The organism is Nocardia sp. CA-107356 (assembly GCF_050946365.1).
GTDB lineage: Bacteria > Actinomycetota > Actinomycetes > Mycobacteriales > Mycobacteriaceae > Nocardia.
Genome location: NZ_CP191992.1, coordinates 6,126,342 through 6,150,672, shown reverse-complemented (window position 1 = coordinate 6,150,672; position 24,331 = coordinate 6,126,342). Strand labels below are relative to the sequence as shown.

At 65.3% G+C, this 24,331-nt stretch carries 29 protein-coding genes; 14 read left to right on the top strand and 15 right to left on the bottom strand.

The window, feature by feature from the left end:
• Positions 1 to 95 precede the first annotated feature (95 nt).
• Both ACQP1G_RS27895 and ACQP1G_RS27890 read right to left on the bottom strand, forming a co-directional pair.
• Positions 96 to 1,547, bottom strand: a complete 1,452-nt coding sequence (locus tag ACQP1G_RS27895) for an SPFH domain-containing protein (RefSeq protein ID WP_433192526.1) — start codon at positions 1,545 to 1,547, stop codon at positions 96 to 98.
• A 9-nt stretch (positions 1,548 to 1,556) separates the two neighbouring features.
• On the bottom strand, positions 1,557 to 1,766 hold the full coding sequence (locus tag ACQP1G_RS27890; protein WP_433192525.1) for a hypothetical protein: 210 nt from the start codon (positions 1,764 to 1,766) through the stop codon (positions 1,557 to 1,559).
• A gap of 240 nt (positions 1,767 to 2,006) precedes the next feature.
• Between ACQP1G_RS27890 and ACQP1G_RS27885 the strand changes: the two genes are divergently transcribed.
• A complete protein-coding gene (locus ACQP1G_RS27885; RefSeq protein ID WP_433192524.1) occupies positions 2,007 to 2,840 on the top strand; it encodes a hypothetical protein in 834 nt (277 codons plus the stop codon).
• Between the two features lie 40 nt (positions 2,841 to 2,880).
• Here the strand turns inward: ACQP1G_RS27885 and pip are convergent, their stop codons facing one another.
• The 5 genes from pip to mptB all read right to left on the bottom strand — a co-directional run bounded on the left by pip (position 2,881) and on the right by mptB (position 8,806).
• Positions 2,881 to 3,906: a prolyl aminopeptidase gene (pip, locus tag ACQP1G_RS27880; protein ID WP_433192523.1), complete on the bottom strand. Its 1,026-nt coding sequence runs from the start codon at positions 3,904 to 3,906 to the stop codon at positions 2,881 to 2,883.
• A 194-nt stretch (positions 3,907 to 4,100) separates the two neighbouring features.
• Positions 4,101 to 5,075: a COX15/CtaA family protein gene (locus ACQP1G_RS27875; RefSeq protein WP_433192522.1), complete on the bottom strand. Its 975-nt coding sequence runs from the start codon at positions 5,073 to 5,075 to the stop codon at positions 4,101 to 4,103.
• Positions 5,076 to 5,214: 139 nt separating this feature from the next.
• Complete coding sequence (locus tag ACQP1G_RS27870) at positions 5,215 to 6,006, bottom strand: ABC transporter permease (RefSeq protein ID WP_433192521.1); 792 nt, start codon at positions 6,004 to 6,006, stop codon at positions 5,215 to 5,217.
• Positions 6,003 to 6,938: an ABC transporter ATP-binding protein gene (locus ACQP1G_RS27865; RefSeq protein ID WP_433192520.1), complete on the bottom strand. Its 936-nt coding sequence runs from the start codon at positions 6,936 to 6,938 to the stop codon at positions 6,003 to 6,005. The genes ACQP1G_RS27870 and ACQP1G_RS27865 overlap by 4 nt, the downstream gene beginning before the upstream one ends.
• A 125-nt stretch (positions 6,939 to 7,063) precedes the next feature.
• Positions 7,064 to 8,806: a polyprenol phosphomannose-dependent alpha 1,6 mannosyltransferase MptB gene (gene mptB / locus ACQP1G_RS27860; RefSeq protein ID WP_433208863.1), complete on the bottom strand. Its 1,743-nt coding sequence runs from the start codon at positions 8,804 to 8,806 to the stop codon at positions 7,064 to 7,066.
• Positions 8,807 to 8,896: 90 nt separating this feature from the next.
• Between mptB and ACQP1G_RS27855 the strand changes: the two genes are divergently transcribed.
• The 8 genes from ACQP1G_RS27855 to ACQP1G_RS27820 all read left to right on the top strand — a co-directional run bounded on the left by ACQP1G_RS27855 (position 8,897) and on the right by ACQP1G_RS27820 (position 15,673).
• The gene (locus ACQP1G_RS27855) at positions 8,897 to 9,028 is read left to right on the top strand and encodes a hypothetical protein (RefSeq protein WP_433192519.1); all 132 of its coding nucleotides are present in this window, start codon (positions 8,897 to 8,899) and stop codon (positions 9,026 to 9,028) included.
• A gap of 173 nt (positions 9,029 to 9,201) precedes the next feature.
• Complete coding sequence (locus tag ACQP1G_RS27850; protein ID WP_433192518.1) at positions 9,202 to 10,023, top strand: helix-turn-helix transcriptional regulator; 822 nt, start codon at positions 9,202 to 9,204, stop codon at positions 10,021 to 10,023.
• Entirely contained in the window at positions 10,020 to 11,456 is a 1,437-nt protein-coding gene (gene sufB, locus ACQP1G_RS27845) for a Fe-S cluster assembly protein SufB (protein WP_433192517.1), read from the top strand. The genes ACQP1G_RS27850 and sufB overlap by 4 nt, the downstream gene beginning before the upstream one ends.
• Positions 11,456 to 12,667, top strand: a complete 1,212-nt coding sequence (gene sufD, locus ACQP1G_RS27840; protein WP_433192516.1) for a Fe-S cluster assembly protein SufD — start codon at positions 11,456 to 11,458, stop codon at positions 12,665 to 12,667. Before sufB ends, sufD begins: the two co-directional genes overlap by 1 nt.
• A gap of 39 nt (positions 12,668 to 12,706) precedes the next feature.
• The gene (sufC, locus tag ACQP1G_RS27835) at positions 12,707 to 13,525 is read left to right on the top strand and encodes a Fe-S cluster assembly ATPase SufC (RefSeq protein ID WP_433192515.1); all 819 of its coding nucleotides are present in this window, start codon (positions 12,707 to 12,709) and stop codon (positions 13,523 to 13,525) included.
• A 1-nt stretch (position 13,526) separates the two neighbouring features.
• Positions 13,527 to 14,807, top strand: coding sequence for a cysteine desulfurase (locus ACQP1G_RS27830; RefSeq protein WP_433192514.1), 1,281 nt, complete (start codon positions 13,527 to 13,529; stop codon positions 14,805 to 14,807).
• A 3-nt stretch (positions 14,808 to 14,810) separates the two neighbouring features.
• Positions 14,811 to 15,305: a Fe-S cluster assembly sulfur transfer protein SufU gene (gene sufU / locus ACQP1G_RS27825; protein WP_433192513.1), complete on the top strand. Its 495-nt coding sequence runs from the start codon at positions 14,811 to 14,813 to the stop codon at positions 15,303 to 15,305.
• Entirely contained in the window at positions 15,302 to 15,673 is a 372-nt protein-coding gene (locus ACQP1G_RS27820) for a metal-sulfur cluster assembly factor (RefSeq protein ID WP_433192512.1), read from the top strand. Before sufU ends, ACQP1G_RS27820 begins: the two co-directional genes overlap by 4 nt.
• A gap of 78 nt (positions 15,674 to 15,751) precedes the next feature.
• Here ACQP1G_RS27820 and ACQP1G_RS27815 read toward each other — a convergent pair whose 3' ends face one another.
• Positions 15,752 to 15,880: an SDR family oxidoreductase gene (locus ACQP1G_RS27815; protein ID WP_433192511.1), complete on the bottom strand. Its 129-nt coding sequence runs from the start codon at positions 15,878 to 15,880 to the stop codon at positions 15,752 to 15,754.
• 222 nt (positions 15,881 to 16,102) lie between these two features.
• Here ACQP1G_RS27815 and ACQP1G_RS27810 point away from each other — a divergent pair, with 222 nt between their 5' ends.
• Both ACQP1G_RS27810 and ACQP1G_RS27805 read left to right on the top strand, forming a co-directional pair.
• Positions 16,103 to 16,555, top strand: a complete 453-nt coding sequence (locus ACQP1G_RS27810; protein ID WP_433192510.1) for a DoxX family protein — start codon at positions 16,103 to 16,105, stop codon at positions 16,553 to 16,555.
• Between the two features lie 103 nt (positions 16,556 to 16,658).
• Complete coding sequence (locus tag ACQP1G_RS27805; RefSeq protein ID WP_433192509.1) at positions 16,659 to 17,096, top strand: DUF4189 domain-containing protein; 438 nt, start codon at positions 16,659 to 16,661, stop codon at positions 17,094 to 17,096.
• A gap of 76 nt (positions 17,097 to 17,172) precedes the next feature.
• On the opposite strand, the gene ACQP1G_RS27800 is transcribed toward ACQP1G_RS27805, so the two are convergent.
• From ACQP1G_RS27800 to ACQP1G_RS27790, 3 genes are read right to left on the bottom strand one after another with little or no spacing between them, the layout of a single operon-like run.
• Entirely contained in the window at positions 17,173 to 17,835 is a 663-nt protein-coding gene (locus tag ACQP1G_RS27800) for a methionine ABC transporter permease (RefSeq protein ID WP_433192508.1), read from the bottom strand.
• Positions 17,836 to 17,887: 52 nt separating this feature from the next.
• Positions 17,888 to 18,898: a methionine ABC transporter ATP-binding protein gene (locus tag ACQP1G_RS27795; protein WP_433192507.1), complete on the bottom strand. Its 1,011-nt coding sequence runs from the start codon at positions 18,896 to 18,898 to the stop codon at positions 17,888 to 17,890.
• On the bottom strand, positions 18,895 to 19,770 hold the full coding sequence (locus tag ACQP1G_RS27790; protein ID WP_433192506.1) for a MetQ/NlpA family ABC transporter substrate-binding protein: 876 nt from the start codon (positions 19,768 to 19,770) through the stop codon (positions 18,895 to 18,897). Before ACQP1G_RS27790 ends, ACQP1G_RS27795 begins: the two co-directional genes overlap by 4 nt.
• Positions 19,771 to 19,902: 132 nt before the next feature.
• Here ACQP1G_RS27790 and ACQP1G_RS27785 point away from each other — a divergent pair, with 132 nt between their 5' ends.
• Positions 19,903 to 20,769 carry a MetQ/NlpA family ABC transporter substrate-binding protein gene (locus tag ACQP1G_RS27785; RefSeq protein ID WP_433192505.1) on the top strand — a complete coding sequence of 289 codons (867 nt, stop codon included), beginning with the start codon at positions 19,903 to 19,905 and terminating at the stop codon, positions 20,767 to 20,769.
• Positions 20,770 to 20,778: 9 nt separating this feature from the next.
• Here the strand turns inward: ACQP1G_RS27785 and ACQP1G_RS27780 are convergent, their stop codons facing one another.
• Positions 20,779 to 21,306 carry an SRPBCC family protein gene (locus tag ACQP1G_RS27780; protein WP_433192504.1) on the bottom strand — a complete coding sequence of 176 codons (528 nt, stop codon included), beginning with the start codon at positions 21,304 to 21,306 and terminating at the stop codon, positions 20,779 to 20,781.
• Entirely contained in the window at positions 21,303 to 21,635 is a 333-nt protein-coding gene (locus tag ACQP1G_RS27775; RefSeq protein ID WP_433192503.1) for an ArsR/SmtB family transcription factor, read from the bottom strand. The genes ACQP1G_RS27780 and ACQP1G_RS27775 overlap by 4 nt, the downstream gene beginning before the upstream one ends.
• A gap of 48 nt (positions 21,636 to 21,683) precedes the next feature.
• Between ACQP1G_RS27775 and ACQP1G_RS27770 the strand changes: the two genes are divergently transcribed.
• A complete protein-coding gene (locus tag ACQP1G_RS27770; RefSeq protein ID WP_433192502.1) occupies positions 21,684 to 22,490 on the top strand; it encodes a hypothetical protein in 807 nt (268 codons plus the stop codon).
• Positions 22,491 to 22,512: 22 nt separating this feature from the next.
• On the opposite strand, the gene ACQP1G_RS27765 is transcribed toward ACQP1G_RS27770, so the two are convergent.
• Positions 22,513 to 23,292: a helix-turn-helix domain-containing protein gene (locus ACQP1G_RS27765; protein ID WP_433192501.1), complete on the bottom strand. Its 780-nt coding sequence runs from the start codon at positions 23,290 to 23,292 to the stop codon at positions 22,513 to 22,515.
• 87 nt (positions 23,293 to 23,379) lie between these two features.
• Between ACQP1G_RS27765 and ACQP1G_RS27760 the strand changes: the two genes are divergently transcribed.
• Positions 23,380 to 23,757, top strand: a complete 378-nt coding sequence (locus ACQP1G_RS27760) for a nuclear transport factor 2 family protein (protein ID WP_433192500.1) — start codon at positions 23,380 to 23,382, stop codon at positions 23,755 to 23,757.
• Between the two features lie 5 nt (positions 23,758 to 23,762).
• Here ACQP1G_RS27760 and ACQP1G_RS27755 read toward each other — a convergent pair whose 3' ends face one another.
• Positions 23,763 to 24,320 carry a GNAT family N-acetyltransferase gene (locus ACQP1G_RS27755; protein ID WP_433192499.1) on the bottom strand — a complete coding sequence of 186 codons (558 nt, stop codon included), beginning with the start codon at positions 24,318 to 24,320 and terminating at the stop codon, positions 23,763 to 23,765.
• Positions 24,321 to 24,331 lie beyond the last annotated feature (11 nt).

Below are 24,331 nucleotides of genomic sequence, written 5' to 3'. Positions count from 1 at the left end.
AGCCGCGGATGCCGAACAAGGGACCAACGGCCCTTACCGCGAGGTACTTGGGCGGTCGGCGGCGAGCCGGGGGAGGCTCGCCGCCGACTCACTGTCTACTTCGGCAGTTCGACCTCTCCGTTCTGCTGCCCGTTCGTGCTGAGATTCATTGCGGGAAGTAGGGATTCGCGTGCAATCGAGGTGAGGGCACCGGCCTGCTGGATGATCTCGGCGAGCGCCGACGTCACGCCCTGTGCGCCGTTGAGCACCGTGAATTGGTCGACGTGTTCGAACGGAGCCGCTGCCGCGGCGACGATCTGGGGGAGTTTCTCGGCGATCTGCTGCGCGATGACGGCCTCCTGGTTCTGGCTCATCGCCTCGGCCCGCTGCTGGATGCCCGCCGCTTCGGCTGCCATATGGGCACGCACCGCATCGGCCTCGGCCAGACCCCTGGCCTTGATGGCGTCGGCGTCGGCCTGACCGGTGAGCCGGGTGGCCTCCGCCTCCGCGGCGGCGCGCAGTTTGATCGCCTCGGCCTCGGCCAGCGCCTGCATCTTCGTCTGTGCCGCAGCGGCTTCCGCGCGCAGGCGGGTCTCCTGGGCGTCGGCCTCGGCCTGGCTGATCCGGGCGTCGCGGCCCGCGGCGGCCAGGGTGGTCTGGCGATAGGCCTCGGCGTCGGCGGGCTTGCGGATCTCGACCTGCAGCTGTTGTTCCTTCTGCTGCGCCTCGAGTTGTGCTACTCGCGTTGCCATTTCGACCACGGCCTGTCGCGCGGTCGCATCGGCGAGCGGGCCCTGCTGGGCGGCCTCTTGACTCGCGCTGTCGACCTCGGCCTGATATCCGGCCTTCTTGATCTGGGTGTCGCGCACCGCGAGTGCGATCTGCGCCTGCGCGGCCTGTTCCTGTTCGATGGCCTCGCGCTCGGCATTGGCGCGGGCGATGCGCGCCTTCTGTTCTACCGCCGCCTGATGCGGAATCGCAAGGTTGGCAATGTAATTCGAACCGCTGGCAATGGACTGGATCTGGAAGCTGTCGATCACCAGCCCGAAGGATTCCATTTCCTGGGAACAGCGGTCGCGGACCTGCTCGGAGAATTTGTCCTGGTCGCTGATCATATCCTCGACGGTCATCGAGCCCGCGATCGCGCGCAGATGGCCGACGAAAACGTTCTGCACTTTGGTTTCCAGCTCTTCGGCCGGACGGTCCAGGAAGCGGCGCGCCGCGTTCGCGATGGACCGGTAGTCGTCACCGACCTTGTAGACCACCACACCCGCCAGTTGCAGGCTGATCTTCTGCTGACTCACACAGGGCACAGTGATCTGACTCTCATGCGCCTCCAGGGAGATTCGGCGCACCTTGGTCAATCCCGGCGCGACCAGACTGCCGCGTCCGGTGACGATCCGGAAGCCCATGCTCTCGCCGAAGGACTGTCCCTCACCCGCCCGGAAGCCGGAAATGATCAGCGCCTCATCGGGTTCGGCGACTCGCCAGGAGAGCCGGAACACGATGGCGGCCAAGAACAGCACAACAACGGCGATACCGACGACGACCACGATCACGGCGTCCATGATGAACCTTCATTTCAAGGGAGTGACTTCAACCGTTCGCCCACCCAGGCTCCCGACCACGAGTACCTGGGTATGCCTCGGAATGGTTGTCTCCCCGTCGGCAGAGCGCGCGAGGAATCGTTCTGTCCCCGCCCGCACCTCGATCAAAACCTCGCCGAGATGGTCCGGCCTGATCGTCGCGGTCACCCGGGCGATCTTGCCGATCACGTCTGTCGCCACCGACACCTCCCTGCCGCGGTTCGACCACTCCACGGTAGACCTCGCGAAATTCGAGAGATGTTCGCGCAAGCGATCTTTACGAATCCCTTATGCCTTCCAGTCTCGCGCCCTTGACGACGGTTTGCATGCTGGGCAGTTGTTCATCGAAATACCTATGGGATGATGAGGGCAAGACATCGGAATAATGATGGGTGCCTAGTAGCGGGTGCGGACCGGGTTCGGCTCGTAGAGTAGGTGACGATGAACGCGGATAAGGCGAGTGAGCTGGCGGCTCGGCGGGTCGGCGCCGCGCATGCTGACGCACGCCAGCGCGTCGCGCTGGCCGAGAGCTGCTACCCACCGGCGCTGCGCGGCTACGGCCGCGCCGAAATCGCGTTCCTGCGCTGGGAACTCGCGCGCGGCGTACTCGATCCGGAGACCGGCAGCCCGTGGTGGCGGGCCATCAACGACCGCCTGCTGCACGACAAACTCGAGGCCGCACTGCTGCATCAGGACGGTGTTCGCGACGGGTCGACACCTGGTGCCCGGCTGTGGCTCGAATTCCTCACCGCCCCTTCCCCCGCGGCGTGGTATCGGGCGCACAATCGCAGCGTCGTCTCGGGATATTTGGAGCATCAGGAGCTGGCCGAGGCCGAGCTGCCCGCCGAGCGATTGATGATCAATGTGACGCTCATGCGGGTGCTGTTCACCCATGCGCTGGTCGCGCGGCCGATGCTCGCGCTCGGAAGGTTCGGCCGCTTGGGCGGCTGGTCGGCCGATCCGCGGCGCAGCTCGGTGCGACTATTCCTCGACCTGCGTAATGTATTTCCCGAGGTGTATCCACTGACGGAAATGTCGGTCGACGCGGTGCTCGCGCTGGAAGGCCGCGTCGCGCGGGCCCTCGACTACGGACTGATCGTCCCCAAGCTGGAGCACGTATACGCGTTCGCCGCAGAACATTTGGATGAGCCGATGATCGTCGGCCTCGTCGAGAACGGTGATCCGTGCTACGCGGGATTGCGCATCCAGCGTGGGCGGCTGGCATCGGATGCGCTGATCAGAACGCTCGCGCGGGCGACTCGGCCGCGGCTCTGATTCGTCGGAGTCGGTCCGTCGCATCGAAATCGGCACCCCTTCAACCTTCGGCGCCGCCGAAGCGGGCCAGGGCCTCGAGGATCGCGTGCGCCATGGCAGGACTGCCGGTATGGCCGGAGTCGTCGATCACGCGCAGTTCGGCGCTCGGCCATGCCCGCGCCAATTGCCACGCGGTATAGAGGGGGCCGGACAGGTCGAGGCGGCCGTGAATCAGCACGGCCGGGATTCCCGCGAGCTTGTGCGCATCGCGCAGCAGGACGCCGTCATCGAGCCACGCGGCGTTGGCGAAGTAGTGCGTGCAGATCCGCACGAACGCCATCATCGCATTGTCGGCCTTGGCGCTGTATTGCCCAGGAGTGCCGAGGTTTTCATGCGCTATGACCGCATCCTCCCAGGTGCACCAGTCCTGCGCGGCCTTGGCGCGGACCGCGGGGTCCACGCTGTTCATGAGCCGGTTGTACGCCGCGACCAGATTCCCGTCGCGTTCGGCCGCGGGTACTCCGTCCCGAAACGCCTCCCATGGGCCCGGCAGCAACCGCGCGACACCGTGGTATAGCCAGTCGATCTCTTCAGGCCGAGTCATCGTGACGCCGACGAGCACAACCGCACTGACCCGTTCCGGATAACGCTGCGCGTACGCCAGGATCAAGGTCGATCCCCATGATCCGCCGTACAGCAGCCACCGATCGATACCGAGATGTTCGCGCAGCCGCTCCATATCCGCGATCAAATGCGCAGTGGTGTTGTGCGCCATATCGACAGCGGGATCAGTGGCGTGTGGCACACTCTCCCCGGATCCGCGCTGATCGAACAATACGATCCGATACACGCTGGGGTCGAACAACTTTCGCGACCCGCGTCGTCCACCGCCGCCCGGGCCGCCGTGCACGACAAGTGCGGGTTTGCCGTTCGGGTTCCCGCTGGTCTCCCAATAGATCTGGTTCCCATCGCCCACGTCGAGGAGTCCGTGCTCATATGGCTCGATTTCCGGAAAGGGCTGGGCCGCTTGGGCACTCGCCTCCGCTGGATTCGGTGCCGCTGCAGTACTCGACTCGGCTGCACTCATGACCGCTCCTGTCGTCGTCGTCGACTGCTTTGTCGCTCCGGATGCCCTGGGCAACGCCCTGTGGCTCAATGCCAGCTTGCCTGGCGAATGGGATCGAAGCGTCGGCTGCCCGCCTTTGCGCACCGAGTTGCGGATCCATCCGGTGCGCCGGGTGCATCCCCGTGGCGATCAGAGCGCCTACGGGTTCGAGCCGACTATGCCGATTGTTCGGCGGTGTTGGGGATCAGGGCCGAGATGTGTTCGCGGGTTCGCATTGATGCCCAGAGGGCTGCGGTGGCGGCGGTGCAGGCGGCCGCGCCGCCGACGTGGGTGGCGACCAAGGCGGCCGGGACGTCGGTGAAGTACTGCACGACACCGACCAGGGACTGGGCGCAAACCAGACCGAGCAGTACGAACAGGCGAGTGCGTACGGCGGGAGTGATACCGACGGCGAACAGGCCGAAGGCCAAGCCGATGAGCAGCGCCAGATAGCCGACCAGCAGTTGCGAGTGCAGGTGGACCAGGGTGACGATCTCGACCTGCAAGCGCTCGACGGGGCGCTCTATGCTCTTATCGCCCGCATGCGGTCCGGCGCCGGTGACCAGTGTGCCCGCGATGAGGACGGCGGCGAGTGCGATACCGCTGAGCCCGGTGAGCCAGCGCAGCGGTGCGGGCGCCTGGATCACTTCGATACCGTCATCGGGTTGGGCGACCTTCGCGAACATGACGACCGAGACCCACACCATCAGCATCGACGCCAGCAGATGCACCGAAACCGTCCACCACAGCAGGCCGGTGCGCACGGTGATGCCGCCGATGATCGCCTGCAGTACGGTGCCCCCCGGCATCAGCCACGCGTACACCAGCACCTCGCGGCGGCGCCGGGCCCGGGTGACGGCGAGCACGATGAGTGCCGCGCACAGGGTCACTGCGAAGGTCAGCATGCGATTGCTGAACTCGACGGTCTGGTGCAGTACCGGAACCTCGGCGACTCCGGTGGGGGTGAAACTGCCGGGGAAGCACTGCGGCCAGGTCGGGCAGCCGAGCCCGGAGGCCGTGACGCGCACGATCGCGCCGGTGACGGCGATCCCGGCCTGGGAGACGATGACCGCGAGGGCGATCAATCGCTGCACCCGCAACGAGGGCAGCGGGAGCAGATCGACGAGTCGCAGGAATGCGCGATACAGCACGCAACGATCGTAGCCGGGTCGGTTGGACCGCCTGCAAGCGGTCTACTACATATCGTCGTTGCGGGTCTGAACCGCATTCAGCTTGCGCCTTTCGAGGGCGATCGCCGGATGCGGCAGGAAACCTCGGCGCATTCCGACCTCAGTCGAAACGGAAGAAGCGGGTCGCGAGGAAACCACTGACCGCGCCCCAAGCGGCGAGTACGGCGATACCGAACCAGTCCACGCTGTTGCGCATGGCGTCTTCGAGAGCGACTGCCAGCGCCCCCGATGGCACCAGCCGCACAAGCACATTCACCACCAACGGCAGATCGTCGGAAGCGAACACCACGCTGGCGATGCCGAGCATCACGAACCACAGGATATTCGCCAGCGCCAGCACGATCTCCGCCTTGAGCGTGCCACCGAGCAGCAGCCCCATCGCCGCGAAAGTGGCAGTGCCGAGCGCGATCACCAGCGCACCGAGCGCGAGCCCCGCGGGGTCGGGTCGCCAACCGAGCGCGAATCCGATGGCTCCCAACAGGATCGCCTGCAATACCACCACGATCAGCACCGCGGCACTCTTGCCCGCCACGATGCCCCAGCGGGGGAGCGGGGTGGCGCCGAGGCGCTTGAGCGCGCCGTAACGCCGGTCGAATCCGACCGCGATGGCCTGCCCGGTGAAGGCGGTCGACATGACCGCGACCATCATCACCGCGGGCACGATCTTGTCGACCCGGTCGGTACCGAGGTCGCCGAACGGCAGCAGGCTGAGCCCGACCAGCAGTGTGATCGGAATGAACATGGTGAGCAGCAGCTGTTCACCGTTGCGCAGCAACAGGATCAGCTCGAGCCGAGTCTGTGCGGTCATCATCGCGACGCGGCCGCTCGGGCGCGGATCGGGGGTGAAGGTGCCCGGCGCGAAGCGGTTCTCGACGCGATCCGACTGGTTCATCCGCGTAGGTCCCGTCCGGTGAGTTCCAGGAAGACATCTTCGAGACGGCGCTGATCGATCCGGATATCGGTCGCCAGCACATTCTGCTGTGCGCACCACGCGGTCACCGTCGCGAGCACCTGCGGGTCGATCTCGCCCTCGACCAGATATGCGCCCGGGGTCGTCTCGCGCGGCGAGAAGCCTTCCGGCAGTGCGGTTTTCAATAGCTGTAGATCGAGTTTCGGTGGGGCGGTGAAGCGTAGCTGCCCGGCCGCGCCGTGTGCGGTCACTTCGGCGGGTGTCCCGGAGGCGACGATCTGCCCGTGATCGATGATCACCAGTTGGTCGGCGAGTTGCTCGGCCTCGTCCATCATGTGTGTGGTGAGCAGCACGGTCACCCCGTCGCGGCGCAGCGCGTCGATCAGCTCCCAAACCATGAGTCGGGCCTGCGCGTCCAGACCCGCGGTCGGCTCGTCGAGGAAGACGATCTCCGGCTTCCCGACCAGCGCGCAGGCCAAGGCGAGCCGTTGCTGCTGACCGCCGGAAAGGCGTCGGTACGGTGTGCGCCGGTTGTCCTGCAGGCCAAGGGTTTTCAGCAGCCAGTCGGGATCGAGCGGATGCGCCGAATAGGCGGCGACCAGATCGAGCATCTCGCCCGCCCGCGCGCCGGGGTACGCGCCGCCGCCCTGCAGCATGGCACCGATGCGCGGGCGCAGCCGGTCGGAGTCGGCGATCGGATCGAGTCCGAGCACCCGTACCGAACCTGCGTCCGGAGCGTTGAACCCCTCGCACATTTCCACGGTCGTGGTCTTGCCTGCCCCGTTCGGTCCGAGCAGGGCCAGCACCTGCGCCCGTTCGACAGCGAAGCTGATCCCGTCGACCGCAGTGGTCTCGCCGTATCGCTTGACGACGCCGTCGATGCAGACGGCGGGTTCCGAGGCTGCGGTCACCATCGCGCCTCGGTGCTCGGCTCCGTCGCGTCCAACGGTGCTGTGCCCATTGTTCGCTCGCTTCGCTCCCTCACGGTGTCACACCGTAAGCGTTGGACCGATGTGACCCGGACGACACCCCTGCCTCGTCAGCTCTGTGGTCCGGAAGAACCGGCCGCGGTGGGCGCGGAGTCGGCGCCGGAGTGTAGCCGCCATGGCAGCGACTTGCGGGTGGCCAGGATCATCAACGTACACGTGAGGACCGTGATGCAGGCCGCGTAGATAAGGACGAACGGAGGGATTTCGCTGCCCGACGGCATGAGCATGACGCTGATCGCCGCCGAGGCGATCGTCGCGGGGACCCGGAAGGCGGGTCGGCTGGCCCAGGCCGCCAGCGGCACGATCCCCCAGAGCAGATACCAGGGCTGCACCACCGGAAACAGCAGCACGACCGCGCCGAAGGCGACACCGAGCGCACCGACCGGATGCAGCCGACCCCGCCAGGTGGCCACCATCAGCCGCACCACGACGAGAGTGGCCGCGGCGGCCGCGATCGGCCGGGTGATGCTGAGCAGGGCAGTGGTGTGGTCGCCCAATCCCAGCAGAACGCCCCCGAATCCGGTGGCGACGCCGAGCGCGGTGGGTAGCGACATCCAGCTGCGCACCGAGTTGGCCATGGTCAGAGTGTCTATCCAGCCGAATCCGAGACCGCTGCCGAGACAGACCGCAAGCATGACGGCGCCGGTGACACACCCCAGCAGCAGCGCCGAGCTGCACACGGCGCGCCAATCGCCGCCCCATTTTCGGCTCAATGCCATCCATACGAACGCCAGCGCCAGCATCGATGGAATCTTGACGGTGGTGGACAGCGCTATCAGGGTGGTGCCCGATAAGAGCAACACGAGTGCGTGTCCGCGCATCGGGCCGATATTGCTCAAGGCGGCCAGGCAATATTCCAACCCGACCAGCATCAGGCCGAGCATCATCGCCTCGTTGTGCACACCGGACACCAGATGGAATATCACCAATGGGTTCACCGCGCCGAGCCACAATGCGGCGACGGGCGAGACTCGGCACCGCTGTGCCAATCGTGGCAATGCCCAGACGATGCAGGCGACACCGATGAGCGCCAGCATGCGGTGCAGCAGTACTCCGGCGAGCATATTGTCACCGACGATTTCGGCGATGCCCTTGCCCAGCCAGATCGATAGCGGCCCGTACGGTGCGGGCGAGTTCTGCCAGATATTGGGGACGCTGCGCGTCAGAATATGGTCCTGGCCGAGGCCCTGTACCGGACCGACGTCGTAGGGGTCGAGCCCGTTCGCCGCGATCTCCCCCTGGGCCAGGTAGGAGTAGACGTCCTGGCTGAACATCGGCGGCGCGACCGACAGTGGGATGATCCAGAGCAGCAGAGTGCGGTCCAACTGCGATCGGCTGATGCGGCGAATGCGATTGGATTGCAGGCCGAGTGCGAAGCGTCCGAGTAGCAGCCAGGCCAACATCACGATGACCGTGCCGACCATCGTGGTCGCCAGCCCGGAATTGTGCACACGCGCGGGCAGTCCGAGAATGGCCCGGCCGTAGGTCGGATTCTGCAGTGTGGGCTGGGCGCCGAGTCCGAGGGCGCCGATGGCCATCATGACCGAACCGGTCGCGCCGAGCAGCCGGACTCGGCGCAGTTGCGCTGTCTCCTGCGGGTTGAGTTCGGCTGCTTCGGGCTCGTTGACGTGAAAGGTGTCGCCGACGGTGTGGTCCGGCGCTACATCGAGTCCGATGATGCGACGACCCAGCGCAATGGCGGTGCTGATCGGTGTGGTCCGGCGCAGTCGAATCAGGGTGCTCGCGGTGCTCGACCGGCGTTCGACACCCGCTTCGCCGTGTTCGCCTGACATCACGCGGTCAGCGTAGCCGATGCCAGCGGCACCACCGATGTCCTGCGGGGACGGACCGCGGCGCACGTTCTCACGACGGTCGGATCCAATGTGGCCGCCCTGGTCACCACGGTGACCGCCGATCGGGACGACGCTGTCGACGCACTGCTCGCGACCCCGATGAAGCTGGTCGCGGTCCGCCTGACAACGCCAGGGGATTTTCAGCACCGAGGTGTGTCCTAAATCGCACTCGCAATTCTGTCGAGTACGCGGGCCCGCCGCGGCGCGAGAGGCGCAGGTGGTGAACCCGTTACGGTCTCTCGCCGGTCGCGGCGGTACTCCCGCGCAGGTCATCGGCATGGCAACTCAGGGCACCCTTATTAGATTCCGGGAAATAATTCCGTCACACTGGTGTTGTGAAAACCGTGGGTTTGCCGCATGACGAGGATCGAGGCACCGGTCGCCGTACCGTTGCCGCATCTTCTGCTGCGCCCGCGGCCCTGGTCACGAGCGGTGAGGGACATACCAGAGCCGCCGTCGTCCAACTGCTGCTCGAAGAGGGGCCGATCACCGCGACCGCGATCGGCAGCAAGCTCGGCCTGACGCCAGCGGGTGTCCGTCGGCACCTGGACGCGCTGATCGAATCCGGTCAGGCGCGGGCGAGCCGCTCGGCGCCGTGGCAGCAGAAGGGTCGCGGCCGCCCGGCCAAGCAATACCAGCTCACGGCCGATGGTCGGGGACGGCTCGGCCACGCCTACGACGATCTGGCCGGGGCGGCCATTCGGCAACTCGGTGAGATCGGCGGCGAGCAGGCCATTACCGAATTCGCGCGCAGCCGGGCCAGGACCATCGTCAAGGGCATCGAACCGGTCACCGAGCACACCGCGGAAACCACCACCGCCAAGGCGGAGGAGATCGCGGAGGCCTTCACCGACGCCGGATTCGCCGCGTCCACCCGCAAGGTCGGCGCGGGCGTCCAGATCTGCCAGCACCACTGCCCGGTGGCCCACGTCGCCGAGGAATTCCCGCAGTTGTGCGAGGCCGAACTCGAGGCTTTCCGGGACCTGCTCGGAACCCATGTACAGCGACTTGCGACGATCGCCAACGGCGATTGCGCGTGCACGACCCATGTGCCGCTGCTCGCTCTGCCTATTACCGATACGAAGAACGCTTCCCATGAAGCCGCTGCACAGCCCGCAGCGGTACGTACGAACGACTCCGGAAGGAGTGCCGAATGACGACGACCACCGACCAGGTGCAACCGCTCACTCAGGAAGAAGCCATCGCTTCGCTGGGCAAATACGGTTACGGCTGGGCCGATTCGGATGTGGCCGGTGCGAGTGCGCAACGAGGCCTGTCCGAGGCTGTCGTCCGCGACATCTCGGCCAAGAAGAACGAGACCGAGTGGATGCTCGAGCACCGGCTCAAGGCATTGCGCATCTTCGATCGCAAGCCGATGCCGAGCTGGGGCTCCAACCTCGACGGTATCGACTTCGACAACATCAAGTACTTCGTGCGTTCCAGCGAGAAGCAGGCCGAGAGCTGGGAAGACCTGCCCGAGGACATCAAGAACACCTACGACAGGCTCGGCATCCCGGAGGCGGAGAAGCAGCGCTTGGTCGCCGGTGTCGCCGCGCAGTACGAGTCCGAGGTCGTCTACCACTCCATCCGTGAGGATCTGGAGAAGCAGGGCGTCATCTTCCTCGACACCGACACCGGTCTGCGCGAGCACCCGGAGATCTTCGAGAAGTACTTCGGCTCGGTGATCCCGGCCGGTGACAACAAGTTCTCCGCGCTGAACACCGCCGTGTGGTCGGGTGGTTCGTTCATCTACGTGCCGCCGGGCGTGCACGTCGACATTCCGCTGCAGGCCTACTTCCGGATCAATACCGAGAACATGGGCCAGTTCGAGCGGACCTTGATCATCGTCGACGAGGGCGCCTATGTGCACTACGTCGAGGGCTGCACCGCACCGATCTACAAGTCCGACTCGCTGCACTCCGCGGTAGTCGAGATCATCGTGAAGAAGGGCGGCCGCTGCCGCTATACCACCATCCAGAACTGGTCGAACAACGTCTACAACCTGGTCACCAAGCGGGCCAAGGCGGAGGCGGGCGCGACCATGGAGTGGATCGACGGCAATATCGGCTCCAAGGTCACCATGAAGTACCCGTCCGTGTGGATGATGGGTGAGCACGCCAAGGGCGAGGTGCTCTCGGTCGCGTTCGCTGGCGAGGGTCAGCATCAGGACACCGGCGCGAAGATGCTGCACCTGGCGCCGCACACCTCCTCGACCATCGTGTCGAAGTCGGTGGCGCGCGGCGGCGGCCGGGCCTCCTACCGCGGTCTGGTCCAGGTGAACAAGGGTGCGCACGGCTCCAAGTCGACCGTGAAATGCGATGCGCTGCTCGTCGATACGATCAGCCGCTCCGACACCTACCCCTACGTCGATATCCGCGAGGACGACGTGACCATGGGCCATGAGGCCACCGTCTCGAAGGTGTCCGAGGACCAGCTGTTCTACCTGATGAGCCGCGGCCTCACCGAGGACGAGGCGATGGCGATGGTTGTGCGCGGCTTCGTCGAGCCGATCGCCAAGGAACTCCCGATGGAGTACGCACTGGAATTGAACCGGCTCATCGAGCTGCAGATGGAAGGGGCCGTTGGCTGATGGCGACTGGTGTAATTGGAGCGGTCGAGGGCGAGAACCCCACGGCTAAGCCGATTCAGAACCCGGGCGCAGGGGCCGCGACCAACAAGGGGGAGGTCTTCACCTCCTACGACGTGAACGCCTTCGAGGTGCCGTCGGGCAAGGACGAGGCGTGGCGGTTCACCCCGCTGCGTCGACTGCGCGGTCTACACGACGGCTCCGCGGTCCGCGACGGCAAGGCCACGGTCGAGGTCTCCTCGGTCGCGGGTGTGCACGTGGAGACGGTGGCGCGCACCGATTCTCGTCTCGGTGCGGCCGGTGTGCCGTCGGATCGTGTTGCCGCCCAGGCGTACTCGGGCTTCGAGTCGGCGACGGTCGTGTCGGTCGGCGCGGAGACCGAGGTCGCCGAGGCAGTGGTCGTCACGGTCACCGGTCCCGGCGAGGGCAAGACCGCCTACGGGCACCTGCAGATTCGCCTCGGCAATTTCGCCGTCGCCACCGTGGTCATCGACCAGCGCGGCAGCGGAACCTACGCCGAGAACGTCGAATTCGTGCTGGGTGACAGTGCGAAGCTGACCGTCGTCGCGGTCCAGGACTGGGCCGACGATGCCGTGAACACCACCGCGCACCACGCCGAGCTCGGTCGCGACGCGACCCTGCGGCATATCGCGGTGACACTGGGCGGCGATCTGGTGCGTCTCACCGCGAACGTTCGCTACGACGGTCCTGGCGGCGATGCCGAACTGCTCGGCCTCTACTTCGCCGATGCCGGTCAGCACTTCGAACAGCGCCTGCTCATCGACCACGCGGTCCCGCACTGCAAGTCGAATGTGCTGTACAAGGGTGCGCTGCAGGGCGATCCGCATTCGCCCAAGGGCGATGCCCGCACGGTGTGGGTCGGTGACGTGCTCATCCGCGCCGCCGCCGAGGGCACCGATACCTTCGAGGTGAACCGCAACCTGGTGCTCACCGATGGTGCGCGCGCCGATTCGGTGCCGAACCTGGAGATCGAGACCGGCGAGATCGTCGGCGCCGGACACGCCTCCGCGACCGGTCGTTTCGACGACGAGCAGCTGTTCTACCTGCGTGCTCGCGGTATTCCGGAGGATGCGGCCCGCCGTCTTGTGGTGCGCGGTTTCTTCCACGAAATCATCCAGAAGATCGCGGTCCCCGAGATCCGGGAGCGGCTGGAGGCGGCCATCGAGGCCGAACTCGCCGCGATCGGCGTCTAACCGACTGAAACCTACTCCCCACAAAGGAACTCGAATTCGATGACCACCCTGGAAATCAAGGACCTGCACGTCGAGGTCGCCAACCCGGACGAGACCGGCGAGCCCATCAAGATCCTCAAAGGCGTGAACCTCACCATCTCCTCCGGTGAGACGCACGCGATCATGGGCCCGAACGGCTCTGGCAAGTCGACCCTGTCCTACGCGATCGCCGGACACCCCAAGTACACGGTGACTTCCGGCTCGATCACCCTCGACGGCGAGGATGTCCTCGCGATGTCCGTCGACGAGCGGGCGCGCGCTGGTCTGTTCCTGGCCATGCAGTACCCGGTCGAGGTTCCCGGCGTCTCGATGTCGAACTTCCTGCGCACCGCCGCCACCGCGGTCCGCGGCGAGGCCCCCAAGCTGCGTACCTGGGTCAAGGAGGTGAAGGAGTCGATGAGCGAGCTGGAGATCGACGCCGCCTTCGCCGACCGCAGTGTGAACGAGGGCTTCTCCGGCGGTGAGAAGAAGCGCCACGAGATCCTGCAGCTGGGACTGCTCAAGCCGAAGATCGCGATCCTGGACGAGACCGACTCCGGCCTGGACGTCGACGCGCTGCGCATCGTTTCCGAGGGCGTCAACCGCTACAAGGAGCGCGAAAACGGTGGCGTGCTGCTGATCACGCACTACACCCGCATTCTGCGCTACATCCAGCCCGAATTCGTACACGTATTCGTCGGCGGCCGCATCGTCGCCGAGGGCGGCGCGGAGCTGGCCGAGGAACTCGATGCCAATGGCTACGTCCGCTTTACCCAGGGCTCACCCACCCCGTCGGCTTCGCCGACTGCCGTTCCCGAATCCGCTACCGCTGGAGCCTGATATGACCGCCGTGTCGGAATCACGGGCGCAAGCGCCCGGGGCCAACACCCTCGACGTCGCCCGGATCCGGGCCGACTTCCCGATCCTGAGCCGGACGGTTCGGGACGGGAAACCGTTGGTGTACCTGGACTCCGGCGCGACCTCGCAGCGCCCGCTCGCGGTACTGGACGCGGAACGGCAGTTCCTGACCGAGCGCAATTCGGCGGTGCACCGCGGTGCGCACCAATTGGCCGAGGAGGCGACCGACGCGTACGAGGGCGCGCGCGCCGATATCGGCCGGTTCGTCGGCGTGGACGCCGATGAGATCGTGTTCACCAAGAATGCGACCGAATCACTGAATCTGGTGACCTACGCGTTCGCCGACGATCGCTTCCCGTACCACGTGGGTCCGGGCGACGAGATCGTCATCACCGAACTCGAGCACCACGCGAATCTCGTGCCGTGGCAGGAACTCGCGCGTCGCACCGGGGCGACCCTGAAGTGGTACGGCATTACCGATGACGGCCGGATCGATCTCGATTCTCTCGAATTGTCGCCTGCCACCAAGGTGGTGGCGTTCACGCACCAGTCGAATGTGACCGGTGCCGTGAGCGATGTCGCCGAATTGGTCCGCCGGGCAAAGGAAGTCGGCGCGCTGACAGTGCTCGACGCCTGCCAGTCGGTGCCGCATATGCCGGTGAACTTCCGGGAACTCGGCGTCGACTTCGCCGCGTTCTCCGGGCACAAGATGCTCGGACCATCCGGTGTCGGCGTGCTCTACGGGCGGCGTGCGCTGCTCGAAGAGACTCCGCCGTTCATCACCGGCGGCTCGATGATCGAGACCGTCACCATGGAGGGCAGCACCTACGCGCCGCCGCCGCAGCGATTCGAGGCCGGTGTGCCGATGACCTCGCAGGTGGTCGGATTGGGTGCGGCCGTACGGTATCTGGAAACGATCGGCATGGACGCCGTTGCGGCACATGAACATGCGCTCACCGATGCGGCACTGGAGGGACTCGCCGCGATCGCGGGCGTGCGGATCATCGGCCCGACCGAGAATATCGACCGCGGCGGCGCGGTGTCGTTCGTGGTCGATGGTATCCACGCCCATGACGTCGGTCAGATTCTCGACGACGAGGGCGTCGCGGTGCGCGTGGGACACCACTGCGCGTGGCCGCTGATGCGCCGCCTCGGCGTGCCAGCGACGGCCCGTGCGTCGTTCGCGGTTTACAACACCCTGGATGAGATAGACCAGCTGGTAGCCGCTGTGCGGAAGGCTCAGCGCTTCTTCGGAGTTGCATAAGACATGCGCATGGAGCAGATGTACCAGGAAGTGATCCTGGATCACTACAAGCACCCGCACCACCGCGGGCTGCGGGAGCCGTTCGGTGCCGAGGTGCACCACGTCAACCCGACCTGCGGTGACGAGGTGACCTTGCGCGTGCAGCTCGACGGCAACGGTGATGTCGCCGATGTGTCCTATGACGGCCAGGGGTGCTCGATCAGCCAGGCCGCCACCTCGATCCTCACCGACCAGGTGATCGGACTGCCGGTGCAGCAGGCGCTGAAGGTCGTCGACTCGTACAACGAGATGATCTCCAGCCGCGGCACCGTCGAAGGTGACGAGGACATGATCGGTGACGGCATCGCGCTCAGTGGCGTATCCAAGTATCCGGCGCGGGTCAAATGCGCCTTGCTGGGTTGGCTGGCGTTCAAGGATGCGGTGATTCGGATAACCTCCGCGGAAGAGGCCAAGCGGATTATGGGCAGCGACATCTCCACGAATGGAAAACCGTCATGAGTGAGACACCAGCCATCGAAACGACCGAGCAGGCCGAACTTTCGGTCGAGGACATCAAGCAGCTCGAGGACATCGAGGAGGCGATGCGTGACGTCGTCGACCCCGAACTCGGCATCAATGTCGTCGACCTCGGCCTGGTCTACGGTGTGAGTGTCGACCAGGACAATATCGTCACCCTCGATATGACCCTCACCTCGGCGGCCTGCCCGCTGACCGATGTCATCGAGGATCAGTCCCGCAACGCCCTCGTCCGTTCCGGATTGGCCGAAGACCTCAAGATCAACTGGGTCTGGATGCCCCCGTGGGGCCCGGACAAGATCACCGAAGACGGCCGCGAACAGCTGCGTGCCCTCGGCTTCACCGTCTAGAACCCGCGAATCCGGCTGCGGCCGAATACGTTCGAAGCGACCCCGGCCACCTGGCCGGGGTCGCTTCGTGTCGCGTACTCATCGCCCACCGGCCAGATCGATGAAGGTTCCGGTGACGTAGGAAGCTTGATCGGACCGGAGCCAGGCGATGGCCTCGGCTAACTCTTGTGGGCGGCCGCCACGTTGCACCGGGAGACTGGGGGCCATGCGGCGGCACCGATGCCGCGGCTGCCACCGGTGACGATGATTGCTCCCTGATCCGGCTCTCGCATAGTCGGGAGGGTAGCGCCGCGGCGGCTCGACCTCGCTCAGCGACTCCACCAGCCGGGGCTGTCACATTCTCCGGGCGGGTCCGGTCATAGCGGTGACGGGAAGGTGTCCGTCGCCGCCGCGCTGGGTCGCGGTGGATGACCTGCTGAAGAGGGAACAATGTCGCAACGTTCGCGGTCGGCTCGGGTACGTGCCGGGCTGTACTGGTTTCTCGGATTCGAGTTCTTCGTCGGCTTCGCCACCAAGTTCTGGCCCGGATCTACGTTTTTCGGGCCCGCGTATTCGGAGAAGTTCGCAGACTGGGGATTTCATCCGAATATGCGGTTCGTGGTGGGTGCACTCGAGTTGATCGCCGCTGTGCTGCTGGTGATTCCGCGCCGGGAGAGCAGATTCCTGGGCGCGGCGATGCTGGTGCTGGTGCTGACCGGGGCGGTGACCACTCATCTGATCGATGACGCGCCGTTCTGGCAGGGCACATCGGCGCCGATTCATCTGGTGATCATGATGGTTGTCGCGCTGGCGAATTGGCCCGCCGATTGGCGAGATGTGGTTCACCCGTGGGACCGGGTCGCACCCGCGACGAGAGGTGCGGTGGCGCTGCAGGATCGCTGATTCCCGCTTTGTCGGATCCCAGTGCTACAAAGATTTGGACAATTCGGATCGGGCCGACCAGGATCTCGATCCGAACCTATTTTCTGAACTGGGGAGACATCACATGTCACTGTCGTCCAAGGCTGCCATGGGTCTGGTAGCCGCGTCCGCTGGTGCCTGCATCGCCGCTGGCGCCGGCGCCGCGCAGGCAGATGAGAGCCTCTATGGCTCGCTGGCGATTTCGGTCTCGTCGCGGGGCGATGCCACCCTCGGATGGGCGTACAACCACTCGAACTGGGCGGATTCGGATCGCGCCGCAGTGCAGCAGTGCGGCCTGCCCAGCTGTCACGTCATCGTGCAGTTCGCCAATGCGTGCGCGGCCGTGGCCCGCAACGGCGATGACCACCTGGGCTGGGCCTGGGCGTCGACCCGGGCCGAGGCCGAACAGCAGGCGATCGCCAATGCCGGGCCGACCGCACCGCCGCCGCTGCTGAACTTCGGCAGCTCGGTGCCGCGCGGACCGCGCATCGTCGATTCCCAGTGCACCGCGAACGCGAGCTGACGTCCCGACAGAGCCGGTGCGCTCTCGACGCAAGCCGCGTCGAGAGCGCACTGTTTTTGCCGACCGCGCCGAAGACTCAGCGGCGCAGCACCTTTCGGGCGACGAAGTTGCCGAGGAACTGAATCCCCTGCACGCCGACGATAATGATCAGCGTGGCGACCAGCGTCACCTGCCAGTCGAAGCGCTGATACCCGTAGACCAGCGCGAAATCGCCGAGTCCACCGCCGCCGACCGTACCCGCCATGGCGGACATGTCGACGATGGCGATCACTACGAATGTATAGCCGAGGACCAAGGGCCCCAACGCCTCCGGGATCAGCAGCGTCAGAATGATCCGCAGCGGCCCGGCCCCGACGGCCCTGGCCGCCTCGATGACGCCGGGATCCACCGTGACCAGATTCTGTTCCACGATGCGGGCGATGCCGAAGGATGCCGCCACGATCATGACGAAGGCCGCTGCCTCGGTGCCGATCGTCGTCCCGACCACTTCGAGGGTGACCGGGCCGAGTGCCGCGAGCAGGATGATGAACGGGATCGGCCGGACCACATTCACCAGTACATTGAGCAGCAGGTTGATCGGTGCGTTCGCGAGCAGTCCACCCTTGCGGGTGGTGTAGAGGGCAGTGCCGAGGAACAGCCCGATCAATCCGCCCACCACGAAAGTGAGCAGCACCAGGTAGATGGTGGTACCGATGGCCTCGGTCAGTACCGGCCGGAGTTTGTCCCAATCCGTATGCATGGGTGCCCCTTTCAGCCGACGCAGGTCATGTCGAGCGACCTGCGAGCAGTCGCTAGCGGCGATCGAGTGCGTCGATCACCTTGTCCACGTCGTCATCCGAACCGTGCAAGGACAGTGTCACGCTGCCGAAGGTCTTGTCCTGCACCGTGCTCACCCCGCCGTACACCACCTCGAATTCGACACCCGCATGCGCGGCGGTGGCCAGCGCCGCACCGATCCCGCGCTGGTCATCGATATCCACCGTGACCAACCGGCCGCCGTGCAGCTCGCCGAGCCGCCGCAGTTCCTCGACGTCGGGCCGATTGTGCAGCACGGTCTCCACGAACGACTGTGTCGGTGGCGCCTGCGGGGTCGCGAAAACCTCGAAGGTGCTGGCGAGTTCGATGATCTTGCCCTCGGCGAGCACCGCGACCCGGTCGGCCACCGCGCGGATGACATCCATCTCGTGCGTGATCACCACAATGGTGACGCCGAGTTCGCGGTTGATCTTCTTCAGCAGCCGCAGCACCTCACCGGTGGTCTCCGGATCCAGTGCCGAGGTCGATTCGTCCGCGAGCAGCAGCGACGGTGAGGTCGCCAGTGCACGCGCGATGCCGACCCGCTGTTTCTGACCGCCCGAGAGCTGATCCGGATAGCTGCGGGCCTTATCGGCGAGCCCGACGAACTCGAGCAGTTCCTTGACCCGTGCCTTGCGTTCGGCGCGCTTCCAGCCCGCGACCTTCAGCGGATATTCGATATTGCCTGCGGCCGTGCGCGATCGGAACAGGTTGAACTGCTGGAAGACCATGCCGATATCGCGGCGGATGCGCCGCACCTCGGCCTCCCGCACACCCGTGATCGGTGTGCCGGAAACCTCGATGGTGCCGGTGGTCGGCTTCTCCAGCGCGTTGATCAGTCGGACCAGCGTGCTCTTGCCCGCGCCGGAATAGCCGATCACACCGAAGATCTCGCCCTGTTCGATGCGCAGGTCGATAGCGTCCAGCGCGATATGCCTATCCGCACCCTTGCCGAAAACCTTGGTGACCGAACGGAATTCGACCGCAGGAACCGCCGACTCGCTCACTTGCCGTCTTTGATGCTCTGCTGCACCCTGGCCAAGATCTGCTCCAGCTCGGGACCGGTGCGTTCGACCTCGACCGCCGTGTTCTTGGTGACCTGGGCATGCGCCTGTTGTACGTCGGTGTCGTGCCAGAGCTGGGCTACCTTCTGGTAGAGCTCGTTGTTCTTGTCCTCGGCCCTGGACACTACGACATTGATATACGGCTCGGCTGCCGGATTCTTCGGATCATCCTTGTAGAGCGCCGAATTGGGGTCGATCCCGGAACGGTCGAGGAAGGTGTTGTTGATGATCGACCCGTCGACCGAGGCGAGCGAGAGCGCGGTCTGCGCCGCGTCGACCGGGGTCACTCTGACCTTGGACGCACCCTTATCGATATCGGCGGGTGTCGGCGCTTTGCTGTCACCGGAGAGCTTCAGCACACCGGCAGCCTGCAGCACGAACAGCGCCCGCGCCTGGTTGGTCGGATCGTTCGGGATCGCGATCTCGGCGCCCTGCGGCAGGTCCGCGAGCGACTTATGTTTCTTGGAGTAGAGCCCGAGCGGCACGATATAGGTCGAGGCGATGGGGGTCAGGGTGTCGTTATTGGCGACGTTGTAGGCGCCGAGGAACTGCAGATGCTGAAACAGGTTGAGATCGATCTGCCTTTGCGACAGTGCGAGATTCGGCTGCTTGTAGTCGGAGAAGTTGGTGATCCGCAGGGTGATGCCCTGCGATTTCGCCTTCTCCTCGAAGACGTCCCAGGCGTGATCCTTGTCGGTGGTGCCGATGCGCACTACGTTGTCGGAGGAAGCCTTGTCGTCGCTGCCGCACGCCGTCAGGGTGAGGGCCGCGGTGGCTACCAGGACCGGGATCGCCAGTACCCGATGGAATTTCACTCGTGCTCCCGAAATGCTTGTCGCAGTATGAACCCGGTAATCCAAGCGATGTCCCTGGCTATCGGACAACGGTTTGGATTGAGCTGAGCGAAACTCTGGCAACTAGTTGGACGAGCGTCTAGGTTGCCTGCAATGCGATTGCTGCGCCGTGTTCTGGTGATTCCCCTACTTCTTGCCCTGACCGCTGGCGGAGTCGCGTGTGGCAGGGAGCACCACGACGACGTCGTGCGCATCGGCGTGAACGACATCTCGCTGCCGCATTGGGATGTCTACCGGAAGAAGGCCGCCGAACAGGGCATCGCCGTGGAGTTCGTCAACTTCACCGACTACAACCAGCCGAATCCGGCGCTGGCCCAAAAGCGGATCGACCTCAATAAGTTCCAGCACGTGCGGTACCTGGCCAATTACAACGTCCGCAATAACGACACCCTGGTGCCGATCGGGGCTACCGAGATCTTCCCGCTGACCCTGTACTCGCGTAAACACAAGTCGGTGACCGAGATCCCCAAGGGCGGCCAGATCACCCTGAGCAACAATCCGGCCAATCAGGTCCGCCCGCTACTCGGCTTGGCCGCCGCCGGGTTGATCGTGCTCGAGGGCGGCGCGAGCTGGGATTCCAAGATCGAGGATGTGGACACCGACGCCTCGAAGGTGAGTCTGAGGACCATCGATCCGACGCTGACCGCGCAATCCCTGGAGAGCGTCGATGCCGCATTTGTCGACGACACCTTCGCGCGCCCGGCCGGTCTCACCAAGAACGAGACCATCTTCACCGACGATCCCGAACGCTCGGAGCTGAAGCAGTACATCAACGTCTTCGCCGCCCGTGCCGAAGATAAGGACAACCCGAAACTGCTCGCGTTGGCGCGGCTTTACCACGATCCGGAGGTCGAGGCTGCCGTGCGGGCCGAGTCCGGGTATCAGGGCATCTTCAAGACGAATGATCCGGTGGATCTGCAGGCCACGCTCGCCGAGTTGCAGACCAAGTTCCGCAAATAGCGGGCACGGTCACTCCGGTATGCGTTCGGCGTATTCGGCAGCGAGCTGCGCGAACTTGGGCCAGAACGGTTCCGGTGTGCGGTTCGCCAGCCGGGCGGCGAGCAGGTCGAGGTGGCTGTGCCAACCGCCGGAGACATTCAACGTCCGAGAGCGGTCGGGGAGTTTGCGGTGGGTGAGCTCGAGACGCACCATGTCCCCGACACTGGCCAGTTCGAAGGTCACTTCGGAACCGTCGGCCCAGGTGAAGGTGAGCAGTTTCGGCGGATCGCAGGCGAGTATGACACCGGGTTCACGGTGCTCTCCGGCGTACTCGGCGGGTGCCGGATCGTCGGCGCCGGTGAGCTCGGAATTGCGGAATATCAGTTCGACATCACCGCCCTCGCGCAGCTCCATATCGCCCGCGGCGAGCCAGGTTCGGCGCAATTCGGCATCGGTGATATAGCGCCACACCCGTTCGATCGGTCCGGGCAGCAGCCGCTCCAGCCGCACTGTCCCCGGTTCCACCAGCGTCCCGTAATCGGCTTCCCGCATCGTCATGATCGGTCCTCCCGTCGCAGAATTTCTTCGAGTCGATCCAGTTGGTCAGTCCAGAAGCGCTCGTAGAAGCGCATCCACTCGACACCACCGCGAATCGGCCGCGCGTCGAGGCGGCAGAGATGAACCCGCCCGCGCACCATGCGCTCGACCAGTCCGGCCCGCTCCAACACCTGAATGTGTTTCGAGGCTCCCGCCAGCGACATCGCGTACGGCTCGGCCAACTCGCCGACACTGTGCTCACCATCGGCCAGCTGCCGCAGCATCGCGCGCCGCGTGGGGTGCGATAGCGCATGGAACAACGTATCCAACTCGGCTTCATGCTCAACCACATGGTTGAGTCTGCCGCTTCGACCCTCAATAGTCAACCGAATGGTTGAATGAGTTGGAGGGTTCTGGCGATGCGGGCGGCGTGGGCGAAGGAGGCCTCTACTGCGGGCTACTCCCTCTTCGACATCCTGATGATAAGCGACAGCAATCGCGATGAATCGAGCCTGACGGTGCTGGTATCGGGGAATATCTGGTGGGGTATGGCGCGGGCGGCGTGTGGCGGCCATGATTTCGGGGTGGACGACACAACGTATCGGGATACCCGGCTCGCCCTGCATGCGGCGGGGGAGTTGTTGATCGCGGGACCGCAGTTCCGGCGGTTCGGGACCATCCGAATGCGCGTCGTACTGGGTGGCTTCGGCGGTGCGCAATGGCCGGTATCGGTGGTGGGCGCCGATCTGGTGTGGCCGGAGGGGCGCGCGCCGCTGGCGGGGACCTACGACAAGGTGGCGGCCAGCGCGGGATTCGAAGCCGAAGCCCCGGACGGTGTCTACGCCGATACCACCGGAACCGATCCCGGCGATGCGATCCGGGTCGATCCGGAGGCGGCAACACTGATCGCGGACTGGTTCGCCCTCGGCGATGCCGCACTGCGCTGCTCGGCCCCCGATGTCATTCCGGTGCTCTGGCCGGAGCATTTCGACCTGTCCAGCACGCTGCACGAGGTCAATTACGGTGTGTCGCCGGGCGACACCGCGCATCCGGGGCCGTATGCCTATGTCGGTCCTTGGAAACCCCGTACCGGCGACTTCTGGAACGCCCCGTTCGGCGCACTGCGCCCCCGCGAAGAGGTCGACACGGTCGCGAGTCTGCTCGACTTCTTCGAAGAGGGAAAGGCGCGGGCCGCAGCGGACTGAACGCCGCAGCTGCTGGCTGGGGTTACCCGGCGAGAGAGTGGAGGTAGGCGGCGGTGCTGGGGTCGGCGGGAAAATAGGACTCGATCGCGATCTCGTCGAGCGTCACATCGAACGCTGCGCCGAACCGCATGATCGTGTTGAACAGCGATAACTCTGTGCCGCGATGATGGAGGCGGATGGGCAGTGCGATGTCGGCCGGATCGATCCGTGGGGGACCGTCTTCCGGTGCGAAGGCACTCAATTCCCTATGCAGCGCAGCCAATTCGGGATCCCCAGTCTGTGCCGCCTGCCGTGCGAGGCGCGGCAGCAGAAACCCGCGGACCTGGTCGATGTTGCGCACACGTGGCGCGAAACCCTTGGGGTGCAGCCCGACTCGCATCATATTGATCGGCGGTGCGAGCAGCGCCGGATCGACCCCGTCGAAGAACACCTCGACCGCCGCGTTGGCGAACAGCAGATTCCATCGGCTATCGATGGCCAAGGCCGGAAACGGCTCATGGGCGCGCAGCACCCGCCGCACCGCGGCCCTTGCCTCGGTCAGATCCGGATCCTCCAGGGTCCGATGTCGATAGGTCGGCGCGTGTCCGGCCGCCACCAGCAGTCGGTTGCGCTCCCGTAGTGGAATATTCAGCTGCTCGGCGAATCGCTCGATCATCCCCGGACTCGGCACGGTCCGCCCGGTTTCGACGAAACTGATATGCCGCGTGGAAATTCCGGATTGCGCCGACAGTTCGAGTTGACTGAGCCTGCGCCGACTCCGCCACTCGCGCAACAGCACACCCGCGTGTCGATCTCGGTCCACGCACACCAGTATCGCCGCACCACCGACCCACGCCATTACATGCCTGGTAATCGACAGGCTTACCGCACTGCTGCGACGGTTACCCGCATGACGAACAATGTGGCAACCCGCAACAAGGAACTTCTCCTGCGCAGCCTCGCCGAGTTCACCAACGGCAATATCGAGGTGCTACGAAACCTGCTGCACGAGAACTTCATCGAGCACAGTCCCGGGAACCCGTCCGGTCGTGACGCCTTCATCGAATTCATCGCGAATTCGCCGGTGGCCAAGGCTCGATTGGAGATCAAACGGGTCATCACCGACGACGATTACGCCGTCGTGCACTATCACATGATTCCGGCCGACGACGTGCGCGGCATCGCGGTGGTGGACATCTGGCGACTGGTCGACGGTGTGATCACCGAACACTGGGACGTCGTACAACCGATACCCGACGACGACCAGATCCCGCACGGGATGTTCTGATCCGGCTATCGGGCGGTGCGCCCCTCACCGGCCAGTCGGCCGCGGCGGATGAGCGCCCGCTTGGTCCCCGGCGGCACCGCGGGCAGGATCGCGTCAGCCGAATCCAGTTCGGGCTCATTCGGATTCGGGCGGACGAACAGCGTCACGGTGACCGCGGGCAGGAAGCCGTTACGCGTCATCAGTGTCGCGGAGGCGGTATTGCGCTCCTCGACATCGGTCACGATGCGCCGCGCGCCGCGCGCGAACAGCGCCCCGGAGCAGACGTCGACGAGGCGGCGGGCGATGCCGAGGCCCTGCCGATCGGGGGCGACGGCGATCCATTCGAGATAGGCCCAGTCGTCGCGGTGTTCGAATTCCATCGAGCCGAGCACGAATCCGACGACCCGATCGAAGTCGAGAGCAACCCAGCACGCGTTATCCGGACTGTCCATATGCTCGGCCACCGAGGTCAACGACCACGAGGTGTACGGCTTGATGGTGGTGTCGAATACCTCGTACCCCAGATCGAGCACCTGGCGCAGATGGTCGAGGCCCATCGGGACGATCGCAATGGCGGGGTCCATGCCGCCCAGTT